We start from the raw sequence: 22,442 nt of genomic DNA on the forward strand, positions 1-22,442 counted from the left end.
CCGGTTGGGGTCCTGCGGTGCGGGAACCGTTGGAACGGTGATGAAGTTAACGCTTCCGGGGTCGATGTTCTTCAGCCGGTTCGAGATGGTCAGCAGTGAGGGAAGGGAGGACAGGCCCGAATCGACCGTGAGGTTCTTGGTCACCACATCTGCGATGGTCAGGACCTTGTCCGGGTTACCCAAAGTGCCTTCGGACTTGAGCTTGCGGGTGAGTGAGGCCAGGAAGCCTTGCTGGGCCTTAATCCGGCCCAGGTCCCCGCCGTCGGCGAAGCCGTGCCGGGTGCGCAGGAAAGCCAGCGCCTGGTCGCCCTGCACCTGGGAGGTGCCGGCCGGCAGGTGCAGACGGGAATCCGGGTCGTCAACAGCGGCCGTGACACACACGTCCACGCCGCCGACAGCGTTGGATAGTTCCTTCACGGCGTTGAAGTCCGCCATCATGAAGTGGTCCACCTCAAACCCGGTCAGCTTGTTCACCGTGTCCACGGCGCAGCCTATCCCGGCCTGGGCCATGGCACTGTTGATCATCGCGTCCCGTTGCTCCGGGTATGTCTGGTTCGCCTTTTTATCCGTACAGGCCGGGATGTCAACCAGTAGGTCCCGGGGGATGCTGATGACGTTGACGTGCTTGTTTTCAGCTGCGACGTCCACGAGCATCATTACATCGGATTGGCCATATCCGGAGGACTGGTCAGCGGTGCCCCACTGACTGTTGTCTCCGCTTCTGGTATCGGAGCCCAGCACCAGGATCTGTAAACGGTCTGAACTGTCGTTGACAGCCCCCTCGGTCCGCGGTCCGCCGGCGGAGAGGTCGGAGGTGTTGATATTTGACTGTAGCCGCCACACCCAATAGCCGCCGAACACCAGCACGCCAAGCAGCAGCACCGACACCACCACCGTCAAGGCTCTCAGCCAGCCGGGGGCACGACGGAAACCCCGCAGGTGCCGGGCGCTGGCAGCGACAAGATTGCCTTGGCCGGGATACCCGGTATTGCCCTCACTCAACGGAGCGGCCCGGATGATGAGAAGTGTCTTTGTTCCACAACGAAACTTTCTGCAGGTTTTGGTGGGGCTAAGGATATCCGGAGAATGACGCGCTGGCTGACGGGTCAGCCAGCGCTTGGACGTTCCGATTGCCATATGGGCTTCTTTTTCTCCGGGTGGTGTGTCGGTTGGCCGGGTTCGCGTGCGGACTGGCGGACGCCCAGGAGCAGAGCGATGCTGATCCAGTTGGCCAGCAGGGATGATTCCGCCACGCGGACAGAAACGGCGTGGTGACACCTGTCGCCCGTTGAAAAGGATCGTTCAACAGGTATTGGCAGCAGGAATTCGATCACCTGAGAGCAAGCTACGGTATGACTCGCGGAGATGGATGGCGGTCTTTTGCGGCGTTTTCGTCCCGCGCATGGGGTTTGCTCCCGCCGGTGTCGGAGGTTAGTGGATGAGGCCGGAGACGAGGTTGATGGTGGTGGCCAGGACGATGGCTCCGAGGAGGTAGGAGAGCAGGGCCTGGCGTAGGACGGTGCCGCGGATCGCGTCGGATGTCAGGTCTGTGTCTGAGACCTGAAAGGTCATGCCGACGGTGAAGGCCAGGTAGGCGAAGTCCAGGTATCGCGGGGGTGTGCCTTCGTTGAAGTCCACACCTGTTTTGTCGCGATAGTAGATGGAGGCGTAGCGAAGCGTGAACAGGGTGTGCACCAGGAACCAGGACAAGGCGATGCTTCCCAGGGCCAGGGCCACGATGACGTCCTTGGCGGGTCCTTGGGCGTTGGAGGCATCGAGGAGGATCAGGGCTACTCCGGCGAAGCTTGCGATGGTCGCTCCCAGGACGAGAGCGTCGGAGAAGCCGCGGCCGGGGTCCTCTCGGCGGGCATGGGCAGCAGTCGCGGCGGGGTTCAGGCGCCCGATGATTGCCCAGACCCAAATCAGGTACGTCGCCGAGGCCGCAGCCCATCCAAGCGCCGGTGCATAGGCCCAGCTTTTCAGACTTCCGACGATGACGGCTGTCAGCAGTCCGACGGCGAGCATAACGACCAGCCTCAGACGGGAATGGTGCGGAACCGAGTTGAAGTCGGGGCGGTAATTCTGGAAAGCGGCATCAGTTCTCATGACTGCCAATGATCTCAGAGCACTGCGTGGTCGACCGGGGCAACGCTCAGGTGTCGGCCGGGGAATTCACGTTCGCACGCATGCAGCGGCAGGGCCGCGGTCCGGGGGGTCTTTCAGCGGCGGGGTTCTTATGTTGCTTTGGAATCAAACGGGGCGTCCTGCCCGCGGAAGGAACGCGGCCCTCGTGGGGAGTAATCACTGGACGTCCTCTCCCACATGAGAGCCGACGACGCCGCGGACGCCGTCATGGACCTCCCGCAGGAACGACGTACGGGCATCCTCACACTCCTCCCCGCCGCGCAGCAGACCAAGGTCATGACACTGCTCGGCTACCATGACGCCACCGCCGGGGGCCTCATGGGCACCGACTTCCTCGCCCTCCCCGGCACCGCCACCATCGCAGAGGCCCTCCAGAGAGTCCGCACCGCCACCACCGAACAACCCGAAGCCCTCACCACCATCTACAGCCTCAACCCGGACGGAACCCTCGCCGGAGTCATCGGCCTGGTCCAGGCACTGCAGGCCGATCCCACGGCCCTGCTCGGGGACGCCGCTGACCCCGAACCCGTCAGCGCAACCACCGGGGACGACATCATCGACGTCACCACCACCATGGCCGACTACAACCTCCTCGCGCTCCCCGTCCTGGACGACCACGGCCACATCCTGGGCGTCATCACCGTCGATGACGCCCTCGAAGCGGCCATCCCCCCGGACTGGGCACACCGGGAACCCAACCGAAACACAACCAAGACGGGCCAGCCTGAGTCAGAGTGGAACGAACACAAACAATGACGTGCCATGACTGACTATCCAGCGGATCTGGCCCCCGGCGGGAGATCCCGGCCCGACCGGGTCCACCGACCCGGGCTGCGCACCCTCCTGGTGCCCCGACTCCTCTCCCGCGGGCTCACCCCGACCCAGGCCGCCCAAACCACCGGGGTACCGCTGCCCCTGGTCACCCTCATCACCGAGGAATTCACAGCGCCCGTTTCCTCGTGCAGCCATACCGGGCTTTATGGAAGCCAGCACACTTCCGGACACATGCCGGTGCGGGGACGACGCAGCGCAACGTGGGCGCGCCTGCTGTTCATTGCCTCCATCGGGGCCGGCTGCGCCGGCAGCATCCTCTGGCACGAACCCTTGCTCCCGATCGTCCTCGTCAGCGCAGGATCTCTGGCCGGGAACCACCTCAGAACCCGCCTCCCGGCCGGCCGGCGGCACGCGCCCCGCCCCCTCAATCGCGCGTAAGCATCGCTTTTGTCGTCACAAGCCCGCACCCATCCGCCGACGAAACCCACCTCCGGATCCAGTCGATCAGAACGGCGGGCAGATCTGCCTACCCGGGCCGGGCAGGTAGCCCAAGCCGACGCAAAATCTCGTCAGCCGGCGTCCTGGCACGGCGGTGGCCGGCTTTACTGACCGTTCCCGGGTCATGGGGAGGATAATCCGAACCACTGCGAGACCGTCGGACACCCGTCACGACTGGACACCGAGTACGAACAGACCATGAGGAGCATCATGACCAAACACGAGGGACCTTCCCACGCCGACCGCGACACCGACCCGGCAGTGAAGTGGCTAGACAAACCTGAAAAGCACGACTATCCGGCGGCGGCCTCCTACCTCTCCCTGATCGCCGGCCCCAAAGCCGTCAACCGGGCAGTCAAGGCCCTGAGGGAAGCGGACACCGTCTCGTTCAAGGCCAAGGACCTTCTGCGGGCAGCCGGCCTGCCCCTGCTGCCTGCCGATGACCCCGACGTTGCCAAGGAACTGGGCCGGGTCAGGGCCGGCACGGCACTCTCGCCCTGCCTGATCATCCGCGGAAACAATAAGGCCGGGACCGCTGCCCGGATCGCCGACGGGTACCACCGGGTCTGTGCGTCCTACCATCTGAGCGAAGACACCGTCGTCCCCGCGCGTATCGCCGGGTTCTAGGCAGGACAGATGCCGACACCAAGCACGGCAGGGCGGCGGCACCCGGGGCTCTCCGCCCAGGACCACCGCCTGATCCGGGCCTTCAACAAGCCTGGCAACAGATTACGCAGGCTTTTCGGTGAGTTCCTCGGGACCTACCTTTTGGTACTGGCTGCGGCCGGCGCCGACGTCGTAAATACCGCCACCCACGGTGGGATCGGGCATACAGCAATGGTGATGGCACCGGCGCTGACGATCATCGCCGTCGTTCTGTTCATCGGCCCGATTTCCGGGGCCCATCTGAACCCCGCCGTGACCCGGGCGTTCGCACTGCGCCGTGACTTCCCCTGGAGAAGAGTCTCTGGCTATGTCCTCACCCAGGCCGCCGGAGCGATGCTCGCCTCCGCCACGCTCCTGGCCGTGTTCGGTCATCATGGCACGGACGGGATGACCGTTCCAGGCCCGGAATTCACCGACTACCAGGCCCTCATCCTGGAGGTAGTGCTGACCGCGGGGCTCGTCAGCACCATCCTCGCCGTCGCCTCCGGGGCACAAAACGTGGGCGCACTGTCAGCCTTCGGGATCGCCGCGTATATCGTCATGGCCGGCCTCTGGGCAGGCCCTGTGAGCGGAGCGTCAATGAACCGCGGCAAGGTCGCTTGGTCCTGACCTGATCACCGGAGATTTCAGCCGGCTCTGGATCTACGTCACCGGCCCGCCCGCCGGCTCCCTCCTGGCGGTGGCCGTAGCACGCCTCCTGCGGGGTCCGGGCGGCCAGGCGGCCGCCGAGAAGGCCGCGCAAGGCTCCCTGGCGGGCTAAGCGGGATACGCCCTGCCTCAACCTTTGACCTGTCATTAGGCCTCCTGACGACTGTTGCGTCCGCACGCCACTGCTAAACAACTCAATTCGCCCGCTGCTGACACCGACGGAAAAGAACTGCAGCCTGCGTCCAAAACAACGAAACCTTTCAGACTGGTGCTCTCTTCGACTTTGCCGTTGAGTTTCAGTTCAGCTGCCCGCGTACCTTACTTGACGCAGGGGATGGCCCCGCCTTGGAGAGCCCCGGTGGAATCCGCATAAACGTTGCTTGGTGGGGCGGCTTGTGGTGGGGTTCCAGGTCCCGGTGCGGAGGGTGCCGCGGCTGGAGGTTCGGCTGTCGCGGGCGTGGCGGGCGTCCTCTCTACCGCGGTCGTTGCAGGTGCCCGGTGGTGCGGGGGTGAGGAGTTCTTTGACGGTGGCCTGGACCTGGTTGATATCCACGGTGTTGATGGGCGGCCGGTGCCATCCACGACGCCGTTGATTAAAAAGTATGCGGAAGACATCGCCGGGGAAGAAAATCCCACCCTTCGCGTTGCCGTTCCCTGATCAGGGACCGTTCGAATTGAGCGAAGGCCCCCATGACGGAGAGCATGAGGTTGGCCGTGGGGGAGTCCTCACCGGTGAAGAAGAGTTGTTCTTTGAGGAACTCCACCTGCACCCCGCGGCGGGTCAGCCCTTGGACCAGGGCCGCAGAGACGACTGGCGTCTGCTGGACCTCCGGGGAGTATGCCCCTGGGCCAGGTTCATCAGGTACTCCAGGCAGCTTTCGGCTGGGAGGACGCGCACCTGCACCGCTTCGTCACCAGCGACCCGTTTGCACCCCTGCGCCCCGTCGACAGCGCAATGCCCGAGGCGCACCAGTGGCTCCCCGGGACGAAGTGTGAAGAACCGGGCGACAGGCCCGAGGAGGATTGTTCCCTGGACCAACTCCTGGCGCTGGGATCAGGGGCCGCGTTCTACGAATACGACTTTGGCGACAGCTGGCTTCACCGGCTCGACCTGGTATCCCGCCGCCCCGCGGACAAAGACTGCCCGCCGGCCCTGCTGATCGACGGCGCCCGCCGCGGGCCGCTGGAAGACTCCGGCGGCTTCCCCGGGTACGAGGACATCATGGAAGCCCTGGCCGACCCGTCGCATCCCGACCACGGCGACCACGCCTCATGGGTGGCCGGCATCACCGGCTCCGAGGAGCCTTTCGACCCTGCATACCTGCACATCCCCCCGTGAACCAGGTCCTGGCCGTGCAGTTCTTCCCCGGAGCCCGGGACTCGGTTCCGGTCGGGTCGTCTTAGTCTACGTTGAGGTTGCGCAGGTACTGGCGCAAGCCGTGTATCTCGACATCGATTTTGCCGTGGCCGGCCGGTTCGACCGAGGCCTGCGGCCAGCAGGCGTGACCGGTAATTGGCGACAAGGTTGGTCTTCGCTTTCAAGCGTTCTCCGATGTCTCCGGCGATGGAGGGACCGTCATCCCGGGCCATGGCGCGCAGGAAATCGAGGTCCTTTGCCGACGCGGTTGAGAGGCATGCTTCGATGACGGTGCGGGCGTTGCGCCGGTGTGCGGCCTGTACCGCCCGGTCCGGTCCGCCTCGGCAGCTGTCACTGTGCCGTTGTTGTTCTCGGCTTCGCGCCAAAGGACGTAACCGACGAGCTGGATCAGGAAGGGGTAACCGCCGGTAGCCGCGGCTGCTTCCTGGACGAGATGCGGCGGTATGTCGAAACCGGCCGCGGCGAAAATAGAGGTGAAGGACATTTCGACGTCGCGGATGCCCGCGGCGTGGAGATCTATTTTGTCAGCCCGGCGCAGGAACGTCGCAACGCCTTGTGACCATCGGCATCCCCGTCCTGGGGGAAGCTGACACCGCCCCGCCCGCAGCCATCCCGGCCTTCATCCTTGCCGGCGCGACAGCCATCGCCGGAGTCATCCTCCTATCCACCGTCAAAAAGCAAGAGGCTGCGCCAGCCCCGGAACAGACCTAGCGAGCCCTACAGGGTCAATCACTACGAGGCGCCTCGAGGCCGCATCCGCCCTTGCATCAAACCCATCCCCGATTTCAACCAGCAAGTTGACTTGCCGCCCTCGCACCGGTGGGGGTTTCATAAAAGGGCCGCATCTCCCTACCGGTCGACGCCCGACAGGGTATGAGGGAACGAAAAAGGGCGCGCCCAACTGAGCGCACCCTTCCGTAGTGCAGGTCAATGCTTCTTGAAGGCGTCCTTGACTTTCTCGCCGGCCTGCTTGAGATCGGCCTTAACCTGATGCCCTTTACCCTCGGCCTTCAGCCGGTCGTTGCCGCTGGCGTTGCCCGCGGCTTCCTTGCCCTTGCCCTGAAGTTTTTCAGCGGCGTTGTGGACTTTATCTCCCAGTCCCATGGCCTTGCCTCCTGCGTGGTCACAACCGTTCCCTACGGCTGTACCTCCAGTAAGCACCCCCCAGATGCGGTTTTCAAGGCCCTCGCCGGCCACGACACCCGCTGGTGCCGTAGACCGCAGCTGCAAAAGCCGGTATACCTCAGTTGGATTCCCTGAGGGCTGGTGACACCGGCCCTCAGCGTTAGCCTGCCGTCCTCTCGTTCTGAGAGGTGGCGCTGGCAAGCTTCGATCGGACCAGCACGAGCGGCGGTCTTGCGGTTGGGGTAGGGCCGGAATGCGACTTGGTCGATGACGTGATCCAGTTAATGGGCGCAACGAACGATGGTCAGGCAACAGCCCTTTTACAGGCTTTCCCCTTCCCGGTTTCAACAGCCGATAATGGACGTTCCGTCAACCTAGGGAGAAACCGCAGCCACGGCGCCCATGGTGCCAAGCCGGGCCTCGGCGTGCGCCAGCAGCAAGGGAGACGCAGCCATCAAAGCTTCGACACTACGTTTCAGGTCCGCTATCTGTACCCGCGCACGCGGGAAGTCGCGGGCCACGACAAGTGGCAGGATACGCGCGCAGCGCTCGGCAATTTCCGTTGCTCCTGCCATGGACGAAGCACTCTGCAGGCTCAGTACGGCATCAACGGATGCTGTGGGCTCCTCGGCATCCAGAGCGGCAAGGAGCCGGGACAGCCGAACCGGTTGCAAACTGAAGAAGTCGCTGAGAAATCGAAGGGCCAGAGCAGGGCCGCCAGTATCGTTGGCGATGTCCCACAGGCTCTGCAGGTCGAGAATCGGGTTGTCTCCACGGGCGGCCGCCGAAGAAGTGGCCGGTTCAGCACCCGCTGTTTCCGGCGTCTCCGCGGCCGTAAGCCGTTGTTCACCATATATGTTGAGGGTGGTTTCCAAACGGATCCTCATGAATCATGAGCGCGCACGGAGCCGACGACAACCCGCTAAGGACCAGGCGCTCTGCTTGACCTGACCCGTGACACTCTTCCAGATGAGGATCAAGGGGGTGCTCGCCCCCAATCAAGATTCCCTCAAGATCAATCGCCAGCGATATGGGGCGGCTCTACTGCCGTCCGCGAAGCCGGCGTAACTCTCACGGTAACCTTGACGACTTCTCTCGCCGACGATTTTAAAGAGCCGAGAGTGGATATATGTCCATGTGCTGGCGAGGGTAGAAGAGGTCCTTCCCAGTTGTTCAGGAAAGGTTGTGAATTGCACCTGCCCAGCGCGGACCGGAAACGGCTCGGCGGACCGCCCTCGTGCGGGTGTGGAAGTCAATCTTGGGGACCTTCAGTGAGTCCCCGGCAAGCGCGGCCGCATCATCGTGGGCTCGACGATCGATTTCATTGAAAGTCGTGCAGGAATCGGTGATCAGGCCCATTCCTGCATACTCGCGAACGGCAGCGATACCGGCCACGGCCTCGGTTTTGGTGTCAAGGGTTTGGATACTGCCATCACGGTGCCGTCCGGGGCTGTCAGCCGGAACCTGAAGGCTGACTTTGCGTCCACAAACAGTTCGAACATTCCTGCCATTGCGATCCTTCCGGTATGCGGGATGGCCGAGGCCGCGTCATTGCCGCCACTACGCGTCGGCATCGTTGCCTGCGCTTTTTAGTGGTATCCCGCTCCAAATTTTCATCAATTGAGCATGCGTTCCCCGAGTCTTTCGCAGGGATGGCTGCCGGCGCAAGGCTTTCACTTGGCATCCAGCGGAAGTGATCCCGTGCTCTCGATCCCGTCCTCGCGAACTCTCCCCGTAGAGTACAAAAAGGACCCTGAGCGTTCCCATGGTCGTCAACAGACGTGACTTCTCTCTCGTGGACAGTAAGGCTGACGCGTGGAGGTGGAGCGGATGAAACAATCCTCCCTGCCAGGAGCGCCCGGCAATCCGGCCTCTCCCGGGAAGCAATCGCACTATGCCTGGGCACCAGCAAGCAAAGCCCATCCACGGCCACTACGGGAAGCGCTAACTGCTGAAATAGCATGTGGCTGCGTTGACGCAACAGCCGATGGATCGCTCTCCTACCTGGCGCCGCAACCTCCATGGCTGATAGTGGGCGTTTCATCAACTTGCCGCCTTTTGCCAGGTTTCAAGGCGGCCTAGGGGCCGCCGATCGTCATGGGTTTTCGGCGTCGTTCTGATAGGGGACCCACCGCTGGGTATAGGGGCAGGAGTGCAACTTGGGGAACCGTGAGCGGTCCAAAAATTCGCGAGGAAATAAGCGACGACGGAGCGCCGAACGAAGTTTTGGACTGCGAGCGGCGCGAAGCGCCCTGGTTGCATGGAGGGCCCGCCCAGCGAGGATGGATTATCCGAATGACAAGCAACGGCCATTCTTTCACTTGCTCATGGTCAAGTGGCGGCATGGCGGCACGCTAAGAATGAGCCTGACAGCATTTTTGAGGACGGTATCGCAAGCGGATGGCGCCAAGCCCGACCGGAGGCTCTTCATGGAGAAGGACTCCAGCTTCGCCGGGGGCCGCTGCCTCTGCCCGAGCACGGCAGCCGGAGATAGTCGAGCACGATGCCACCGACTCACCATTAACTCACCATAATCAACGACAAACGACCACTATTCACCGCTTGTCGTGAGCTGCAAAAACCGCTAAATTCCGGGGTTTTTGGACTACTTTCGAGGTCATTTAGGCAGCCGGATCGAAAGCGGGGGTCGTCGGTTCGAATCCGACAGGGGGCTCCATGAACCTCACCGGGTCTAAGCTGGATCCATCCGAAATGATCAGCGTGCTGACAAAGGAGGATGGGTACCATGCCCAAGACCGGCAAGAATGACCATGCCCGCAAAGACGAGCTTCCCTCGACCCTGCAGAGTTCTGGGCAAAAAGCCCAGGACATGTTCGCGAAGACCTACGATTCCGCCCTTGAGTCCTACGACAATGACGAACAACGGGCTGCCCGCGCAGCATACGCGTCCCTGAAGCACAGCTATGAGAAGGTGGGCGACCACTGGGAGCCCAAGGAAAAACGCGGTCCGTCGGACAAGCACGCAGAACAGGGGCTCCGCTCATCCGAGCCCACGGCAGGCGGCGTCGATGCCAATGCTTCCAAGGAGCACCTCTACAAACTGGCCAAGGAATTGGACGTCAAGGGCCGCTCCAAGATGGATAAGGACCAGCTGGTGAACGCGCTTCAAAGGGCCAACGACGCGGCCACCCGCAAAGCCCGCAGCAAATAGCCCGCGCTCTTGCCGTCCTGCCGTTCAAGGTGTCGAATCAGAGGACACGTTCGGTCCGTTCGGCGATGATGCCAGGAGGTTCCAATGTCGGTGAAGAGCACCAGGGAGTCAGCGCGGGCGGCAGGCGGCAGGAACGGGCCTGATCCAAAGCGGGCGGACCAGGCTGCCGGCATCGCGGCCCAGGACCCCGCCCGGATCCGAAACGTTGCCCTGGTGGGGCACTCCGGTGCCGGGAAAACCATGCTCATCGAGGCCCTGCTCGCAGCCAACGGCATGATCACGCGCAAAGGCTCCATCGCGGACGGATCAACCGTCAGCGATTCGGACGCCGCAGCGGTGCACCAGCAGCGGTCGGTCACGCTGTCCCTGGTCCCGCTGATGGTGGACGACTTCAAGGTGAACCTCCTGGACACGCCTGGTTACCCCGACTTCATCGGGGAACTGCGCGCGGGCCTTCGGGCCTCGGACGCCGCGCTGTTCGTTGTGTCCGCCGTCGACGGGATCGACGCGACCACCACTGCGCTTTGGGGCGAGTGCGGGCACATGAGGCTGCCACGCGCCGTCGTGATCACCCGGATGGACCACCCGCGGGCAAATTACGACGCCGCCCTGGCCGCCTGCCAGAAAGCGTTCGGCGACGGCGTCCTGCCCCTGTACGTCCCGGTGCGGACGGCGGGCGAGCCAACCGGCCTGCTGGGCCTGCTGTCGAAGGAGGTAACGGACTACTCCTCCGGAGACGCGTCACCTGAAGTCCGCGCAGCAGCACCGGATGAACTTGCGGATGCCGGGTCCGCCAGGGGTGCACTCATCGAGGGCATCATCGCCGAAAGCGAAGACGAAACGCTGATGGACCGATACCTGGAAGGCGAGGACATCGACCCCGCAGTCCTGGCGGCCGACCTGGAAACCGCCGTCGCGAGGGGATCGTTCTTTCCCGTCCTGTCCACGTCCGCCGTGACCGGGCTCGGCACCGCGGAGCTGCTCGACCTGCTGGTGCGCGGCTTCCCGGCGCCGCTGGACCGCAGCCTCCCGGCGATGACCGACCTCGCGGGGGAGCCGGCCGGAGGCCTGGACTGCGACCCGTCCGGGCCGCTCGCCGCCGAAGTGGTGCGCACCTCCAACGATCCCTTCCTGGGGCGCATCTGCCTTGTGCGGGTCTTCTCCGGTACGCTCCGCGAGGATTCGCCCGTCCACGTGGGTGGCCATGGCCTGGCTGACCGCGGCCACCAGGACCACGACACCGATGAACGGGTCACCCACATCTACTCTCCCTTGGGAGCCAGCCTGCGTCCCGTTCCCTACTGCGTGGCAGGGGACATGTGCGCCCTGGCCAAGCTGGGCAGCGCCGAAACCGGGGACACCATTTCCGCCCGGGAAAGCCCGTTGCTGCTCGAGACCTGGGAGATGCCCGAACCCCTGCTGCCGGTTGCGGTGGAAGCGGACTCCCGCAGCGACGAGGACGCCCTGGCGCGCAGCCTGGGCCGGATAGCGGCGGGCGATCCCACGCTGCGGGTGGACAGGAACACCGAAACGCACCAGCTGGTGCTGTGGTGCATGGGTGAGGCGCACGCGGAGGTGGTGCTGGACCGGCTGCGGGAACAGGGCGTGAAACTGCATACCGTGGAGGTGGTGACACCGCTGCGGGAAACCTTTGCGGCCGCCGTCTCCGGCCACGGCCGCCACGTCAAACAGTCAGGCGGCCACGGGCAGTACGCCGTGTGCGACATCGACGTGGAACCGCTGGAGCGCGGAGGCGGGTTCGAATTCGTAGACAAGACGGTTGGCGGAGTCATCCCGGGAACGTTCATCCCGTCCATCGAAAAGGGGGTCCGTGCGCAAATGGAGAGGGGGGTCTCTGCCGGGTTCCCCGTGGTTGACCTGCGGGTGACCCTGGTGGGCGGCAAGGCGCACAGCGTGGATTCCTCCGATGCGGCATTCCAGGCGGCGGGGGCCCTGGCGCTCCGCGAGGCCGCAGCCGCGGGAAAGGTCCAACTGCTGGAGCCGGTGTCGTCGGTGTCCATCACCGTTTCCGACGATCATGTGGGTCCTGTGATGAGCGACCTGTCCGGCCGGCGGGGACGCCTCACCGGCACCACGTCCTCCGGCGAGGGACTCACGGAAATCAGCGCCGAAGTTCCGGACCAGGAACTCCTGCGGTACGCGGTGGAACTGCGCGCCCTGACGGCGGGCACCGGCCGGTTCCGCCGCCAGTACCTGCGCCACGACCCCGTCCCCCTGAATTACAGCCCATCCTGACACCACCCGGCCAGGAACAGATAAAAGAGCGCCAACCCCGTGAACGCCGCAGCACGAAAAATCCAGACCATCTACCTGACGCTGACGTTGGGCAACACCCTTGCGGCGTCGTTCATTTGGGGGATCAATACGCTGTTCCTGCTTGATGCCGGGCTGAACAACCTCGAGGCTTTCGCCGCGAACGCCTTCTTTACGGCAGGGATGGTGCTTTTCGAGGTGCCTACCGGGGTGGTCGCGGATAGTTGGGGGCGGCGCACGTCCTTCCTGCTGGGCACCGTGACCTTGGCCGTAGCCACCTACCTCTACTACTTTCTGTGGCAAGTGTCCGCATCGTTCTGGTGGTGGGCAGCAGTGTCCGTACTGCTGGGCCTGGGCTTCACTTTCTTCTCCGGGGCAGTGGAAGCCTGGCTGGTGGACGCCCTGCACTTTTCCGGCTATGACGGCGGCCTCGAAACCGTCCTGGGCCGGGGCCAAATGGTTTCCGGTGTCGCCATGCTGGCCGGCTCAGTGGCAGGCGGGGTGATCGCCCAGGCCACCAACCTGGGGGTGCCGTTCCTGCTGCGCGTGGCGGTGCTCGTGGCCATGTTCGTGGTGGCCTTCCTGCTCATGCACGACGTCGGCTTCACACCTGAGCGTTCGGCCCACCCCCTGCAGGCCACCCGTGCGGTCCTGAGGGCATCGGTGGACGGCGGACTACGGAACCCGCCGGTGCGGTTCATGATGCTGGCTGCCCCGTTCACCGAAGGCGTCGGGTTCTACGTCTTTTATGCCCTCCAGCCCTACCTCCTGCAGCTCTTCGGCGACCCCAGGGCCTACGCCATCGCCGGCCTTGCAGCGGCGATCGTGGCAGGCGCAGACATCGTGGGCGGCTGGCTGGCGCCACAGGTGCGGAAGCGGGTGCGCCGCCGCACCACCGTGCTGCTCGCCTCCACCCTCACCAGTTCGGTGGTCCTGGTGGTACTCCTGGCCACCAGCACCTTTTGGCTGGCACTGGTGCTCCTTGCCCTCTGGGCTGTGGTGGCCTCTGTAGGGACCCCCGTGCGCCAGGCCTACCTTAACGACATGATCGCCTCGAAGCAGCGCGCAACCGTCCTGAGCTTCGCCTCGCTCATGGGGTCCAGCGGGGGAGTGGTGGTGCAGCCGCTGCTCGGCAGGGCCGCCGACGTGTACGGCTATCCTGCATCCCTGGCGCTGGGCGGCGCGGTGCAGCTGCTGGCGGCACCCTTTATCCTGCTCAGCCGGGGCCGGCGCTCGCCGGCAGATGCTGCCACCGGCGTGGCGGCCGCGCCGTGATCAGCGTTGGGGGAGAACCTGGGCAGCAGGGGAGGAGTGCTGCAGCAGCCGCAGGCAAGTGAGGGCCCCTGGGTCCCGGACTGGGTCCGGGGCCCAGGGGCCTCCAAGAGCAGCAGGCGCCTGCCGCGGGTCTACTTGACGCCCGCGTCCACTGTTTCGGTGGGCGCCGGCGCCGGGCTCTCCTGCGAGGGCGGAGGAGTGGTCTTGAGCTTGAACCGCTTTCCGACCTCCCCGCCGCCACCGCTGCGGTTCTTGTTGAAGATGTCGAAACCGACGGCGACAAGGAGCACCAGGCCCTTGATGAGCTGCTGGTAGTCAGTGCCCAGGCCCAGGATGGACATGCCGTTGTTGAGCACGCCCATGATGAGGCCGCCGATCATCGCTCCGGCGACCGTTCCGATGCCGCCGGTGACGGCGGCGCCGCCAATGAATGCTGCGGCGATGGAGTCGAGCTCGAAGCCCGTTCCACCGGCCGGCTGCGCGGAGTTGAGCCGGGCGGTGAAGACAAGGCCCGCGAGGGCGGCGAGGACGCCCATGTTCACGAAGAGCCGGAACGTGACGGCTTTGGTCTTGATGCCTGACAGCTCAGCTGCGTGGAGGTTGCCGCCGATTGCATAGGTGTGCCGCCCGAAGACGCTGTTGTTCATCAGGGCGGTGTACGCGATCACCAGGGCGGCCAGGACCACCAGGACGATTGGCGTGCCGCGGTAGGACGCCAGCAGGAAGGTGATGATGAGCATGAGCAGCGCCGTGAAGGCTGTCTTGATGACGAACCAGACCAGGGGTTCGCTTTCGAGATCGAACTTCCGCCGGATCCTGCGCTCCTTGAGTGCCTGGATGAGCAGGGCGGCCGTTGCGCCGAGGCCCAGGATGACGGTGAGCCATTCCAGCACGGAGGCGCCGCCGGAGATGTCCGGAAGGAAGCCGCCACCCAGGGCCCGCAGTTCCGCGGGGAAGGGGGTGATCTGCTGGTTCTTGAGGGTGATGAGCGTCAGTCCGCGGAAGATCAGCATGCCCGCGAGGGTGACGATGAAGGCCGGGATCCCTACGTAGGCGATCCAGTAGCCCTGCCAGGCGCCCACCAGGGCACCGACCAGGAGGCATGCAGGGATGGCGGCCCACCACGGCCAGCCCCAGTGCACGATCATGACGCCGGCAACCGCGCCGATGAACCCGGCCACCGATCCGACGGAAAGGTCGATGTGCCCGGCGATAATGACCATCACCATGCCGATGGCCAGGATCAGGATGTAACTGTTCTGGACCACGAGGTTGGTGACGTTCTGCGGTTCCAGCAGGATCCCGCCCGTGAGTCCCTGGAACAGCAGGACGATCAGGATCAGGGCAACGAAGATGCCAACCTGGCGGAGGCGGCTGGTGAGGAATCCTAGCGATTCTCGTAAGGCGGACATTTCGCTATTCCTTCTCTTGGGTCATGTAGTGCATCAGGGTTTCCTGGGTGGCCTCGGCGATGGGCACTTCACCTGTGATGTGTCCGGCGGCGAGGGTGTAGATGCGGTCGCAGATTCCCAGGAGCTCGGGAAGTTCCGAGGAGATGACAATCACCGCTTTTCCTTCGGCCGCGAGTTTGGCAATGATCGTGTAGATCTCGAACTTGGCGCCGACGTCGATCCCGCGTGTGGGTTCGTCGAGGATGAGCACGTCCGGGTCCGAGAACATCCATTTACTCAGCACGACTTTCTGCTGGTTGCCGCCGGAGAGCTTTCCGGTGATGGCGGCAACAGAAGGCGCTTTGATGTTCATGCTCTTGCGGTAGCCGTTGGCCACCACGGTCTCCTGGTTCTTGTCCACGAAACCGCGTTTGGCGAGCTTGCGCAGGGCTGCAAGGGAGATATTGCGCTTGATGTCCTCGATGAGGTTCAGGCCGTAGTGCTTGCGGTCCTCCGTGGCGTAGGCGATGCCGTGCCTGATGGCATCGGAAACCGTGGCGGTGTTGATTTCCGCGCCGTGCTTGTAGACCTTGCCCGAGGTGGCGGTGCCGTAGGTGCGGCCGAACACGCTCATGGCGAGTTCCGTGCGTCCGGCGCCCATCAGTCCGGCGAGGCCCACGACCTCGCCTTTCCGGACATACAGGTTGGCGTTGTTGACCACCATGCGGGTGTGGTCCTGGGGGTGGCGTACGGACCAGTCCTCGATCCGGAGGACTTCCTCGCCGATATGCGGCTCCCGGTCCGGATAAAGGCTCTCCAGGTCCCGGCCCACCATGCCGCGGATGATCCGTTCCTGCGTAATCTGGCCTTCGTCGAGCCGCAGTGTCTCGATGGTCTTGCCGTCCCGGATGATGGTGACGGCGTCCGCCACCTTGCGGATTTCATTGAGCTTGTGGCTGATGATGATACTGGTGACCCCCTGCCCCTTCAAATGGAGGATCAGGTCCAGCAGGTGGCCGGAATCCTCGTCATTGAGGGCGGCCGTGGGCTCGTCCAGGATCAGCAGCTTCACTTCCTTGGACAGTGCCTTGGCGATTTCCACCAGCTGCTGCTTGCCCACGCTGATGTGCTGCACAGGCGTGACCGGGTTTTCATCAAGGCCAACCCGGGCCAGCAGCTTGGCTGCCTCCAGGTTGGTCTTGCGCCAATCCACCCACCCGTTGGTGGCCTGTTCGTTGCCCAGGTAGATGTTTTCGGCAATCGACAGGTACGGGCTCAAGGCCAGTTCCTGGTGGATGATGACAATTCCGCGCTTCTCGCTGTCCGAGATGCTGGAGAAGTTGCAGGGTTCGTTTTCGAAGAGGATCTCCCCGTCGAAGGTGTTGTGTGGATAGACGCCGGACAACACCTTCATGAGCGTTGATTTGCCGGCGCCGTTTTCACCGCAGATGGCGTGGACCTCTCCACGGTTCACGTCCAGGGTGACGTCCTGCAGCGCTTTTACGCCCGGGAACGTCTTGGTGATTCCTCGCATTTGGAGAATGGGTGTGTTCATCGTCAATTCCCACTGACTGGTCGAAGCTGGGCCTTCCTGCTGCTGCAGGAGGTTGCGGGAGGGCTGTGGCTGGACTGAAGGCCAGCCACAGCCCCCGACGCTGACTACTTGACGTCGGAGTCCTTGTAGTAACCCGAGTCGATCAGTTCCTTCTTGTAGTTGTCCTTGGTGATGATCACGGACTTCAGCAGGAAGGCCGGGACAACCTTGACCTTGTTGTTGTAGGTCTTGGTGTCGTTCGTTTCCGGTTCCTGGCCCTTGAGGACAGCATCAACCATCTTGACGGCCTGCGCGCCGAGCTGGCGGGTGTCCTTGAAGATGGTGGAGTACTGCTCACCGGCGATGATGGACTTGACGGAGCCCTTTTCGGCATCCTGGCCGGTAACCACAGGCAGGCTTCCCTTGGCATAGCCGCCGGTGCTGGTGAGTGCCGAGATGATGCCGATCGACAGGCCGTCATACGGGGACAGGACGCCGTTCAGCTTGGTGCCCGAGCTGTAGGCGGAGGTGATGATGTCCTCCATGCGCTTCTGCGCCACGGGTGCCTGCCAGCGAAGGATGGCTGCCTGCTCAAACTTGGTCTGGCCGCTGGGGACCTTCAGGGTGCCGGAATCCATGTACGGCTTGAGGGTGTCCATGGCGCCGGTCCAGAAGAAGTTGGCGTTGTTGTCGTCGGGGCTTCCGGCGAAAAGCTCGATGTTGAAGGGGCCCTTGCCATCCACCTTCTTGCCGCTGGCGTCGACGAGGCCCAGGCCGGTCAGCAGCGACGTGGCCTGCTGGACGCCGACCGTGTAGTTGTCGAACGTGGTGTAGTAGTCAACGTTGGGCGTGCCGTTGATGAGGCGGTCGTACGCGATGACCTTGACGTTCTGCTCCTTGGCCTTGGCCAGGACGTCGGTCAGGGTGGTGCCGTCGATGGCAGCGATGATCAGGGCCTTGGCCCCCTTGGTCAGCATGTTCTCGATCTGCGACACCTGGGTGGGGATGTCGTCATTGGCGAACTGGAGGTCCGTCTTGTAGCCCAGGTCCTTCAGGGACTTTTCCACGTTGGCGCCATCGGCAATCCACCGTTCGGACGTCTGGGTGGGCATCGAGATGCCAACCAGTGAATCGCTGGGCTTTGCGGCGGCGCTGGATTCGCTGGTCCCGCCGCGGGAGCCACAGCCGGTGGCGCCCACCGTCAGGGCGAGGACAAGAGCCACCGCGCCCATCAGTTTTTTGATTCTCACCATTATCTCCTTCCGCGGCAGCACTGCCACGAAGTGTTGTTGGGCCGGCAGCATCAGTGCTGCGTGGTCCTGGCCACATTGTTGATGTGTCGGTTCAATATAGACCGCTTTGTGAACGCTAACAAGAGTGTTGTGCCGGAATTTAGAAACTTTTCGGTTTCATTGACTTCTGCTTTGTTAGCGTTCACACTTGCTGCAGCACTTAGCTCGACCCCCACCACTACAAGACCCGGTAATGAGGCCCAGGCCTCCCGGACGGAGGCAACTCATGCCAGCTGCGCTGTTCACTTCCAGTTCCGACCCCCGCCACGACCACTGCGTCATTGGGGTGGACTACGGAACCCTTTCAGGCCGTGCCGTGGTGGTGCGGGTCCGCGACGGCAAGGAGCTCGGCAGCGCGGTCCACGAGTATCCCCACGCGGTGGTCACCGACTTCCTGCCTCGGGATACGGCGGGCGACGACGGCGCCCGGCTTCCCGGGGAATGGGCGCTTCAGGTGCCCAACGACTACCGGGATGTGCTGCGCATCGCAGTCCCGGCCGCGGTGGCTGACGCGGGGATCGACCCGGCCGCCGTCGTCGGCATTGCCACCGACTTCACCGCCTGCACCATGGTGCCCGTCAAGGCCGACGGCACACCCCTGAACGAACTGCCCGGTTACGCAAACCGGCCGCACGCCTACGTGAAACTCTGGCGCCACCACGCAGCCCAGGGCCAGGCGGACCGGATCAACCGGCTGGCTGCCGAGCGCGGTGAAGACTGGCTCCCCCGGTATGGTGGACTGATCTCGTCCGAGTGGGAGTTCGCAAAGGGCCTGCAGTTGCTGGAAGAGGACCCCGAGTCCTACGCCGAAATGGACCACTGGGTGGAGGCGGCGGACTGGATCGTCTGGCAGCTCTGCGGCCGGTACGTCCGCAACGCCTGCACCGCCGGCTACAAGGGCATCTACCAGGACGGGCGGTATCCGTCGGAGGAATTCCTGGGCGCCCTCAATCCGGATTTCAAGGACTTCGTCAGCTCCAAGCTGGCGCACACCATCGGGCGGCTGGGGGACGCCGCGGGCACCCTGACGGCGGAGGCGGCGGCCTGGACCGGGCTTCCGGAGGGCATCGCCGTGGCCGTGGGCAACGTCGACGCGCACGTCACCGCCCCGGCTGCCAAGGCGGTTGACCCCGGCCAGCTGGTGGCGATCATGGGCACCTCCACCTGCCACGTCATGAACGGCACCGAACTCCGCGAAGTGCCCGGCATGTGCGGGGCGGTGGACGGCGGGATCGTGGACGGGCTCTGGGGCTACGAGGCCGGGCAGTCAGGCGTGGGGGACATCTTCGGGTGGTTCACCAAGTACGGCGTCCCGCCGGAATACCACCAGGCTGCCAAGGATGCGGGGCTGGGCATCCACGAGTACCTCACCGAATTGGCGTCCCGGCAGGGGATCGGTGAGCACGGGCTGGTGGCGCTCGACTGGCACTCGGGCAACCGCTCGGTCCTGGTGGACCACGAGCTGTCCGGCATCGTGGTGGGCCAGACCCTGGCCACCAGGCCTGAGGACATTTACCGCGCGCTGCTGGAAGCCACCGCGTTCGGTACCCGCACCATCGTGGACGCCTTCCGCGAGGCAGGAGTCCCGGTCAAGGAATTCATCGTGGCTGGCGGCTTGCTCAAGAACAAATTCCTGATGCAGGTTTACGCGGACGCCACCGGCCTGCAGCTGTCCACCATTGGCTCGGAGCAGGGCCCGGCCCTGGGGTCGGCGATCCACGCCGCCGTGGCCGCCGGTGAGTACGCGGACATCCGCGCCGCTGCCGCCGCCATGGGCGCCGAACCCGGCGAGGTCTACACGCCCATCCCGGAGAACGCGGCCGCCTACGACGAGCTGTTCCAGGAGTACAAAACCCTGCACGACTACTTCGGCCGGGGCGGCAATGATGTGATGCACCGGCTCAAGGCAATCCAGCGCAAAGCGGCCCGCACCGTCCTTCCCGGTGCGGGCTCCGCATCCGAAAATGCAGTGGAGGTGTCCGCATGACCACCGAAACCGGGATCCTGGAAGCCATCGCCCGGGTGCGGGAGGAGGTGTGCGCGCTGCATGCCGAGCTGACCCGGTACGAACTGGTGGTGTGGACCGCGGGCAACGTCTCCGCCCGCGTGCCGGGCACCGACCTCATGGTGATCAAGCCCTCAGGCGTTTCATACCAGGAGCTGACCCCGGAGCAGATGATCGTGACCGATCTGTACGGCACGCCGGTGGCCGGGAACAGCGACGGCGAGTGGGGTAACCCACCGCTGTCGCCGTCGTCGGACACCGCAGCGCATGCCTACGTGTACCGCCACATGCCGGAGGTGGGCGGTGTGGTGCACACCCACTCCACTTACGCCACCGCCTGGGCCGCCCGGGGCGAGGCCATCCCGTGCGTGCTGACCATGATGGGGGACGAGTTCGGCGGGTCCATCCCGGTGGGCCCCTTCGCGCTGATCGGCGATGACTCGATCGGGCACGGCATCGTGGAAACGCTGAAGAACTCCAATTCGCCGGCGGTCCTCATGCAGAACCACGGCCCCTTCACCATCGGCAAGGACGCCCGCTCCGCTGTCAAGGCCGCGGTCATGTGCGAGGAGGTGGCCCGCACCGTGCACATCTCAAGGCAGCTGGGCGACCCGCTGCCCATCGACCAGAGCCATATCGACTCCCTCTACGCCCGCTACCAGAACGTCTACGGGCAGTAACTGCCCACAAACTTTCGCAGGAGAACCCCATGAACAGCGCAGCAAACACTTCCCTTGACGGCTACGAGGTCTGGTTCCTCACCGGCAGCCAGCACCTGTACGGGGAGGAAGTCCTCAAGCAGGTGGCCGCCCAGTCGCAGGAGATCGCCAACCAGCTCAACGCCTCCCCAGCCGTCCCCGTGCGGATTGTCTGGAAGCCTGTCCTGACCGACTCGGATGCCATCCGCCGCACCGCGCTGGAAGCCAATTCGAACGACTCCGTCATCGGTGTCACCGCATGGATGCACACCTTCAGCCCCGCGAAGATGTGGATCCAGGGCCTGGACCTGCTCCGCAAGCCGCTGCTGCACCTGCACACCCAGGCGAACCGGGACCTGCCGTGGGCTGACATCGACTTCGATTTCATGAACCTGAACCAGGCCGCGCACGGCGACCGGGAGTTCGGATACATCCAGTCCCGCCTGGGCATTGCCCGGAAGACCGTCGTCGGGCATGTCTCCAACCCCGAGGTGGCCAGGCAGGTGGGTTCCTGGCAGCGCGCCGCCGCCGGCTGGGCCGCCGTCCGCACCCTGAAACTGACCCGCTTCGGCGACAACATGCGCAACGTCGCCGTCACCGAAGGCGACAAGACCGAGGCTGAGCTGCGCTTCGGCGTCGCGGTGAACACCTGGTCCGTCAACGAGCTTGCCGACGCCGTGCACGGCGCCGCGGAGGCCGACGTCGACGCCCTGGTTGCCGAGTACGAAGACCTTTACGACGTGGTGCCGGAGCTCCGCGCAGGCGCGGCCCGGCACGAATCGTTGCGGTACGGCGCCCGGATCGAACTGGGCCTGCGCTGCTTCCTGGAAGCCAACGGGTCCGCCGCGTTCACCACCTCCTTCGAGGACCTCGGCGCCCTCCGGCAGCTGCCGGGCCTGGCGGTGCAGCGGCTCATGGCCGCCGGCTACGGCTTCGGCGCCGAAGGCGACTGGAAGACCGCTATCCTTGTCCGCGCCGCGAAGGTGATGGGTGCCGGCCTGCCCGGCGGTGCCTCCCTGATGGAGGACTACACCTACCACCTGGAACCGGGCTCCGAGAAGATCCTCGGCGCCCACATGCTGGAAGTCTGCCCTTCCCTGACCACCGCGAAGCCGCGCCTGGAAATCCACCCGCTGGGCATTGGCGGCAAGGAAGACCCCGTCCGGCTGGTCTTCGACGCCGACGCTTCCCCGGGCGTCGTCGTCGCCCTGTCCGACATGCGGGACCGTTTCCGCCTGGTGGCCAACGCCGTCGACGTCGTTCCCCTGGACCAGCCGCTGCCCAACCTGCCCGTGGCGCGGGCCCTGTGGGAGCCCAAGCCCGACTTCGCCACCTCCGCCGCCGCATGGCTCACCGCCGGCGCCGCCCATCACACCGTGCTTTCCACCCAGGTGGGGATGGATGTGTTCGAGGACTTCGCCGACATCGCCAGGACAGAACTGCTCACCATCGACGAAGGCACCACCATCCGGCAGTTCAAGAAGGACCTGAACTGGAACGCTGCCTATTACAAACTGGCCGGCGGGATCTGACCCGGTGGCACGGCTGAAGCCGGGGCCCCGGCCGT

The 22,442-nt window shown here is 64.5% G+C and carries 21 protein-coding genes and 2 pseudogenes; 14 read left to right on the top strand and 9 right to left on the bottom strand.

All coding sequences use genetic code 11. From position 1 onward, the window contains the following. The coding region (locus IEW19_RS20235) for an LCP family protein (RefSeq protein WP_229748627.1) at positions 1 to 1,002 on the bottom strand (1,002 nt) is incomplete at its 3' end. A gap of 429 nt (positions 1,003 to 1,431) precedes the next feature. Further along, positions 1,432 to 2,106, bottom strand: a complete 675-nt coding sequence (locus tag IEW19_RS20240; RefSeq protein WP_188573377.1) for a DUF1345 domain-containing protein — start codon at positions 2,104 to 2,106, stop codon at positions 1,432 to 1,434. A 198-nt stretch (positions 2,107 to 2,304) separates the two neighbouring features. Here IEW19_RS20240 and IEW19_RS20245 point away from each other — a divergent pair, with 198 nt between their 5' ends. The 5 genes from IEW19_RS20245 (at position 2,305) to IEW19_RS24330 (ending at position 4,843) form a co-directional block, all read left to right on the top strand. Further along, a complete protein-coding gene (locus IEW19_RS20245; RefSeq protein ID WP_268236313.1) occupies positions 2,305 to 2,901 on the top strand; it encodes a CBS domain-containing protein in 597 nt (198 codons plus the stop codon). 6 nt (positions 2,902 to 2,907) lie between these two features. Next, a complete protein-coding gene (locus tag IEW19_RS20250; protein WP_188573379.1) occupies positions 2,908 to 3,357 on the top strand; it encodes a hypothetical protein in 450 nt (149 codons plus the stop codon). Positions 3,358 to 3,627: 270 nt separating this feature from the next. Next, positions 3,628 to 4,044: a hypothetical protein gene (locus IEW19_RS20255; protein ID WP_188573380.1), complete on the top strand. Its 417-nt coding sequence runs from the start codon at positions 3,628 to 3,630 to the stop codon at positions 4,042 to 4,044. A gap of 9 nt (positions 4,045 to 4,053) precedes the next feature. After that, positions 4,054 to 4,692, top strand: coding sequence for an MIP/aquaporin family protein (locus IEW19_RS20260; RefSeq protein WP_188573381.1), 639 nt, complete (start codon positions 4,054 to 4,056; stop codon positions 4,690 to 4,692). Between the two features lie 4 nt (positions 4,693 to 4,696). Then, positions 4,697 to 4,843, top strand: a complete 147-nt coding sequence (locus tag IEW19_RS24330) for a hypothetical protein (protein ID WP_373283630.1) — start codon at positions 4,697 to 4,699, stop codon at positions 4,841 to 4,843. Positions 4,844 to 5,366: 523 nt separating this feature from the next. On the opposite strand, the pseudogene IEW19_RS20270 reads toward IEW19_RS24330, so the two are convergent. Further along, positions 5,367 to 5,531: pseudogene (locus IEW19_RS20270) on the bottom strand (recombinase family protein); the annotation flags it as partial. A gap of 38 nt (positions 5,532 to 5,569) precedes the next feature. Here IEW19_RS20270 and IEW19_RS20275 point away from each other — a divergent pair. Then, positions 5,570 to 6,070: a plasmid pRiA4b ORF-3 family protein gene (locus tag IEW19_RS20275; RefSeq protein WP_188573382.1), complete on the top strand. Its 501-nt coding sequence runs from the start codon at positions 5,570 to 5,572 to the stop codon at positions 6,068 to 6,070. Positions 6,071 to 6,273: 203 nt separating this feature from the next. On the opposite strand, the pseudogene IEW19_RS24430 reads toward IEW19_RS20275, so the two are convergent. Beyond that, a pseudogene (locus tag IEW19_RS24430) lies at positions 6,274 to 6,321 on the bottom strand (hypothetical protein); the annotation flags it as partial. 343 nt (positions 6,322 to 6,664) lie between these two features. On the opposite strand from IEW19_RS24430, the gene IEW19_RS20280 reads away from it, so the two are divergent. Further along, positions 6,665 to 6,820 carry a hypothetical protein gene (locus IEW19_RS20280; protein WP_188573383.1) on the top strand — a complete coding sequence of 52 codons (156 nt, stop codon included), beginning with the start codon at positions 6,665 to 6,667 and terminating at the stop codon, positions 6,818 to 6,820. A 216-nt stretch (positions 6,821 to 7,036) separates the two neighbouring features. Here the strand turns inward: IEW19_RS20280 and IEW19_RS20285 are convergent, their stop codons facing one another. Both IEW19_RS20285 and IEW19_RS20290 read right to left on the bottom strand, forming a co-directional pair. Next, a complete protein-coding gene (locus tag IEW19_RS20285) occupies positions 7,037 to 7,213 on the bottom strand; it encodes a CsbD family protein (RefSeq protein WP_188573292.1) in 177 nt (58 codons plus the stop codon). Positions 7,214 to 7,608: 395 nt separating this feature from the next. Further along, a complete protein-coding gene (locus IEW19_RS20290; RefSeq protein WP_188573384.1) occupies positions 7,609 to 8,109 on the bottom strand; it encodes an Hpt domain-containing protein in 501 nt (166 codons plus the stop codon). 427 nt (positions 8,110 to 8,536) lie between these two features. On the opposite strand from IEW19_RS20290, the gene IEW19_RS24150 reads away from it, so the two are divergent. From IEW19_RS24150 to IEW19_RS20310, 4 genes are all read left to right on the top strand, one after another. Then, on the top strand, positions 8,537 to 8,827 hold the full coding sequence (locus IEW19_RS24150) for a hypothetical protein (RefSeq protein ID WP_188573385.1): 291 nt from the start codon (positions 8,537 to 8,539) through the stop codon (positions 8,825 to 8,827). Between the two features lie 1,153 nt (positions 8,828 to 9,980). Beyond that, positions 9,981 to 10,406: a ChaB family protein gene (locus IEW19_RS20300; RefSeq protein ID WP_188573386.1), complete on the top strand. Its 426-nt coding sequence runs from the start codon at positions 9,981 to 9,983 to the stop codon at positions 10,404 to 10,406. An 84-nt stretch (positions 10,407 to 10,490) separates the two neighbouring features. Next, positions 10,491 to 12,662, top strand: a complete 2,172-nt coding sequence (locus tag IEW19_RS20305) for an elongation factor G-like protein EF-G2 (protein ID WP_188573387.1) — start codon at positions 10,491 to 10,493, stop codon at positions 12,660 to 12,662. A gap of 39 nt (positions 12,663 to 12,701) precedes the next feature. Further along, positions 12,702 to 13,955: an MFS transporter gene (locus IEW19_RS20310; RefSeq protein WP_188573388.1), complete on the top strand. Its 1,254-nt coding sequence runs from the start codon at positions 12,702 to 12,704 to the stop codon at positions 13,953 to 13,955. A gap of 131 nt (positions 13,956 to 14,086) precedes the next feature. Here IEW19_RS20310 and mmsB read toward each other — a convergent pair whose 3' ends face one another. The 3 genes from mmsB to chvE all read right to left on the bottom strand — a co-directional run bounded on the left by mmsB (position 14,087) and on the right by chvE (position 18,133). Further along, positions 14,087 to 15,367, bottom strand: coding sequence for a multiple monosaccharide ABC transporter permease (gene mmsB / locus IEW19_RS20315; protein WP_188573389.1), 1,281 nt, complete (start codon positions 15,365 to 15,367; stop codon positions 14,087 to 14,089). A 4-nt stretch (positions 15,368 to 15,371) separates the two neighbouring features. After that, positions 15,372 to 16,901, bottom strand: a complete 1,530-nt coding sequence (gene mmsA, locus IEW19_RS20320; RefSeq protein ID WP_188573390.1) for a multiple monosaccharide ABC transporter ATP-binding protein — start codon at positions 16,899 to 16,901, stop codon at positions 15,372 to 15,374. Between the two features lie 104 nt (positions 16,902 to 17,005). Further along, positions 17,006 to 18,133, bottom strand: coding sequence for a multiple monosaccharide ABC transporter substrate-binding protein (chvE, locus tag IEW19_RS20325; RefSeq protein WP_188573391.1), 1,128 nt, complete (start codon positions 18,131 to 18,133; stop codon positions 17,006 to 17,008). 265 nt (positions 18,134 to 18,398) lie between these two features. On the opposite strand from chvE, the gene araB reads away from it, so the two are divergent. Genes araB through araA form a run of 3 tightly spaced genes read left to right on the top strand, consistent with a single transcriptional unit; the run spans position 18,399 to position 22,407 of the window. Then, positions 18,399 to 20,159, top strand: coding sequence for a ribulokinase (gene araB, locus IEW19_RS20330; RefSeq protein ID WP_188573392.1), 1,761 nt, complete (start codon positions 18,399 to 18,401; stop codon positions 20,157 to 20,159). Further along, positions 20,156 to 20,857 (top strand): L-ribulose-5-phosphate 4-epimerase, encoded by a 702-nt coding sequence (locus tag IEW19_RS20335; protein ID WP_188573393.1) that lies wholly within the window; start codon positions 20,156 to 20,158, stop codon positions 20,855 to 20,857. The genes araB and IEW19_RS20335 overlap by 4 nt, the downstream gene beginning before the upstream one ends. A gap of 29 nt (positions 20,858 to 20,886) precedes the next feature. After that, positions 20,887 to 22,407: an L-arabinose isomerase gene (gene araA / locus IEW19_RS20340; protein WP_188573394.1), complete on the top strand. Its 1,521-nt coding sequence runs from the start codon at positions 20,887 to 20,889 to the stop codon at positions 22,405 to 22,407. The last annotated feature ends 35 nt before the right edge of the window (positions 22,408 to 22,442 follow it).

Source organism: Arthrobacter liuii (assembly GCF_014639275.1).
GTDB lineage: Bacteria > Actinomycetota > Actinomycetes > Actinomycetales > Micrococcaceae > Arthrobacter > Arthrobacter liuii.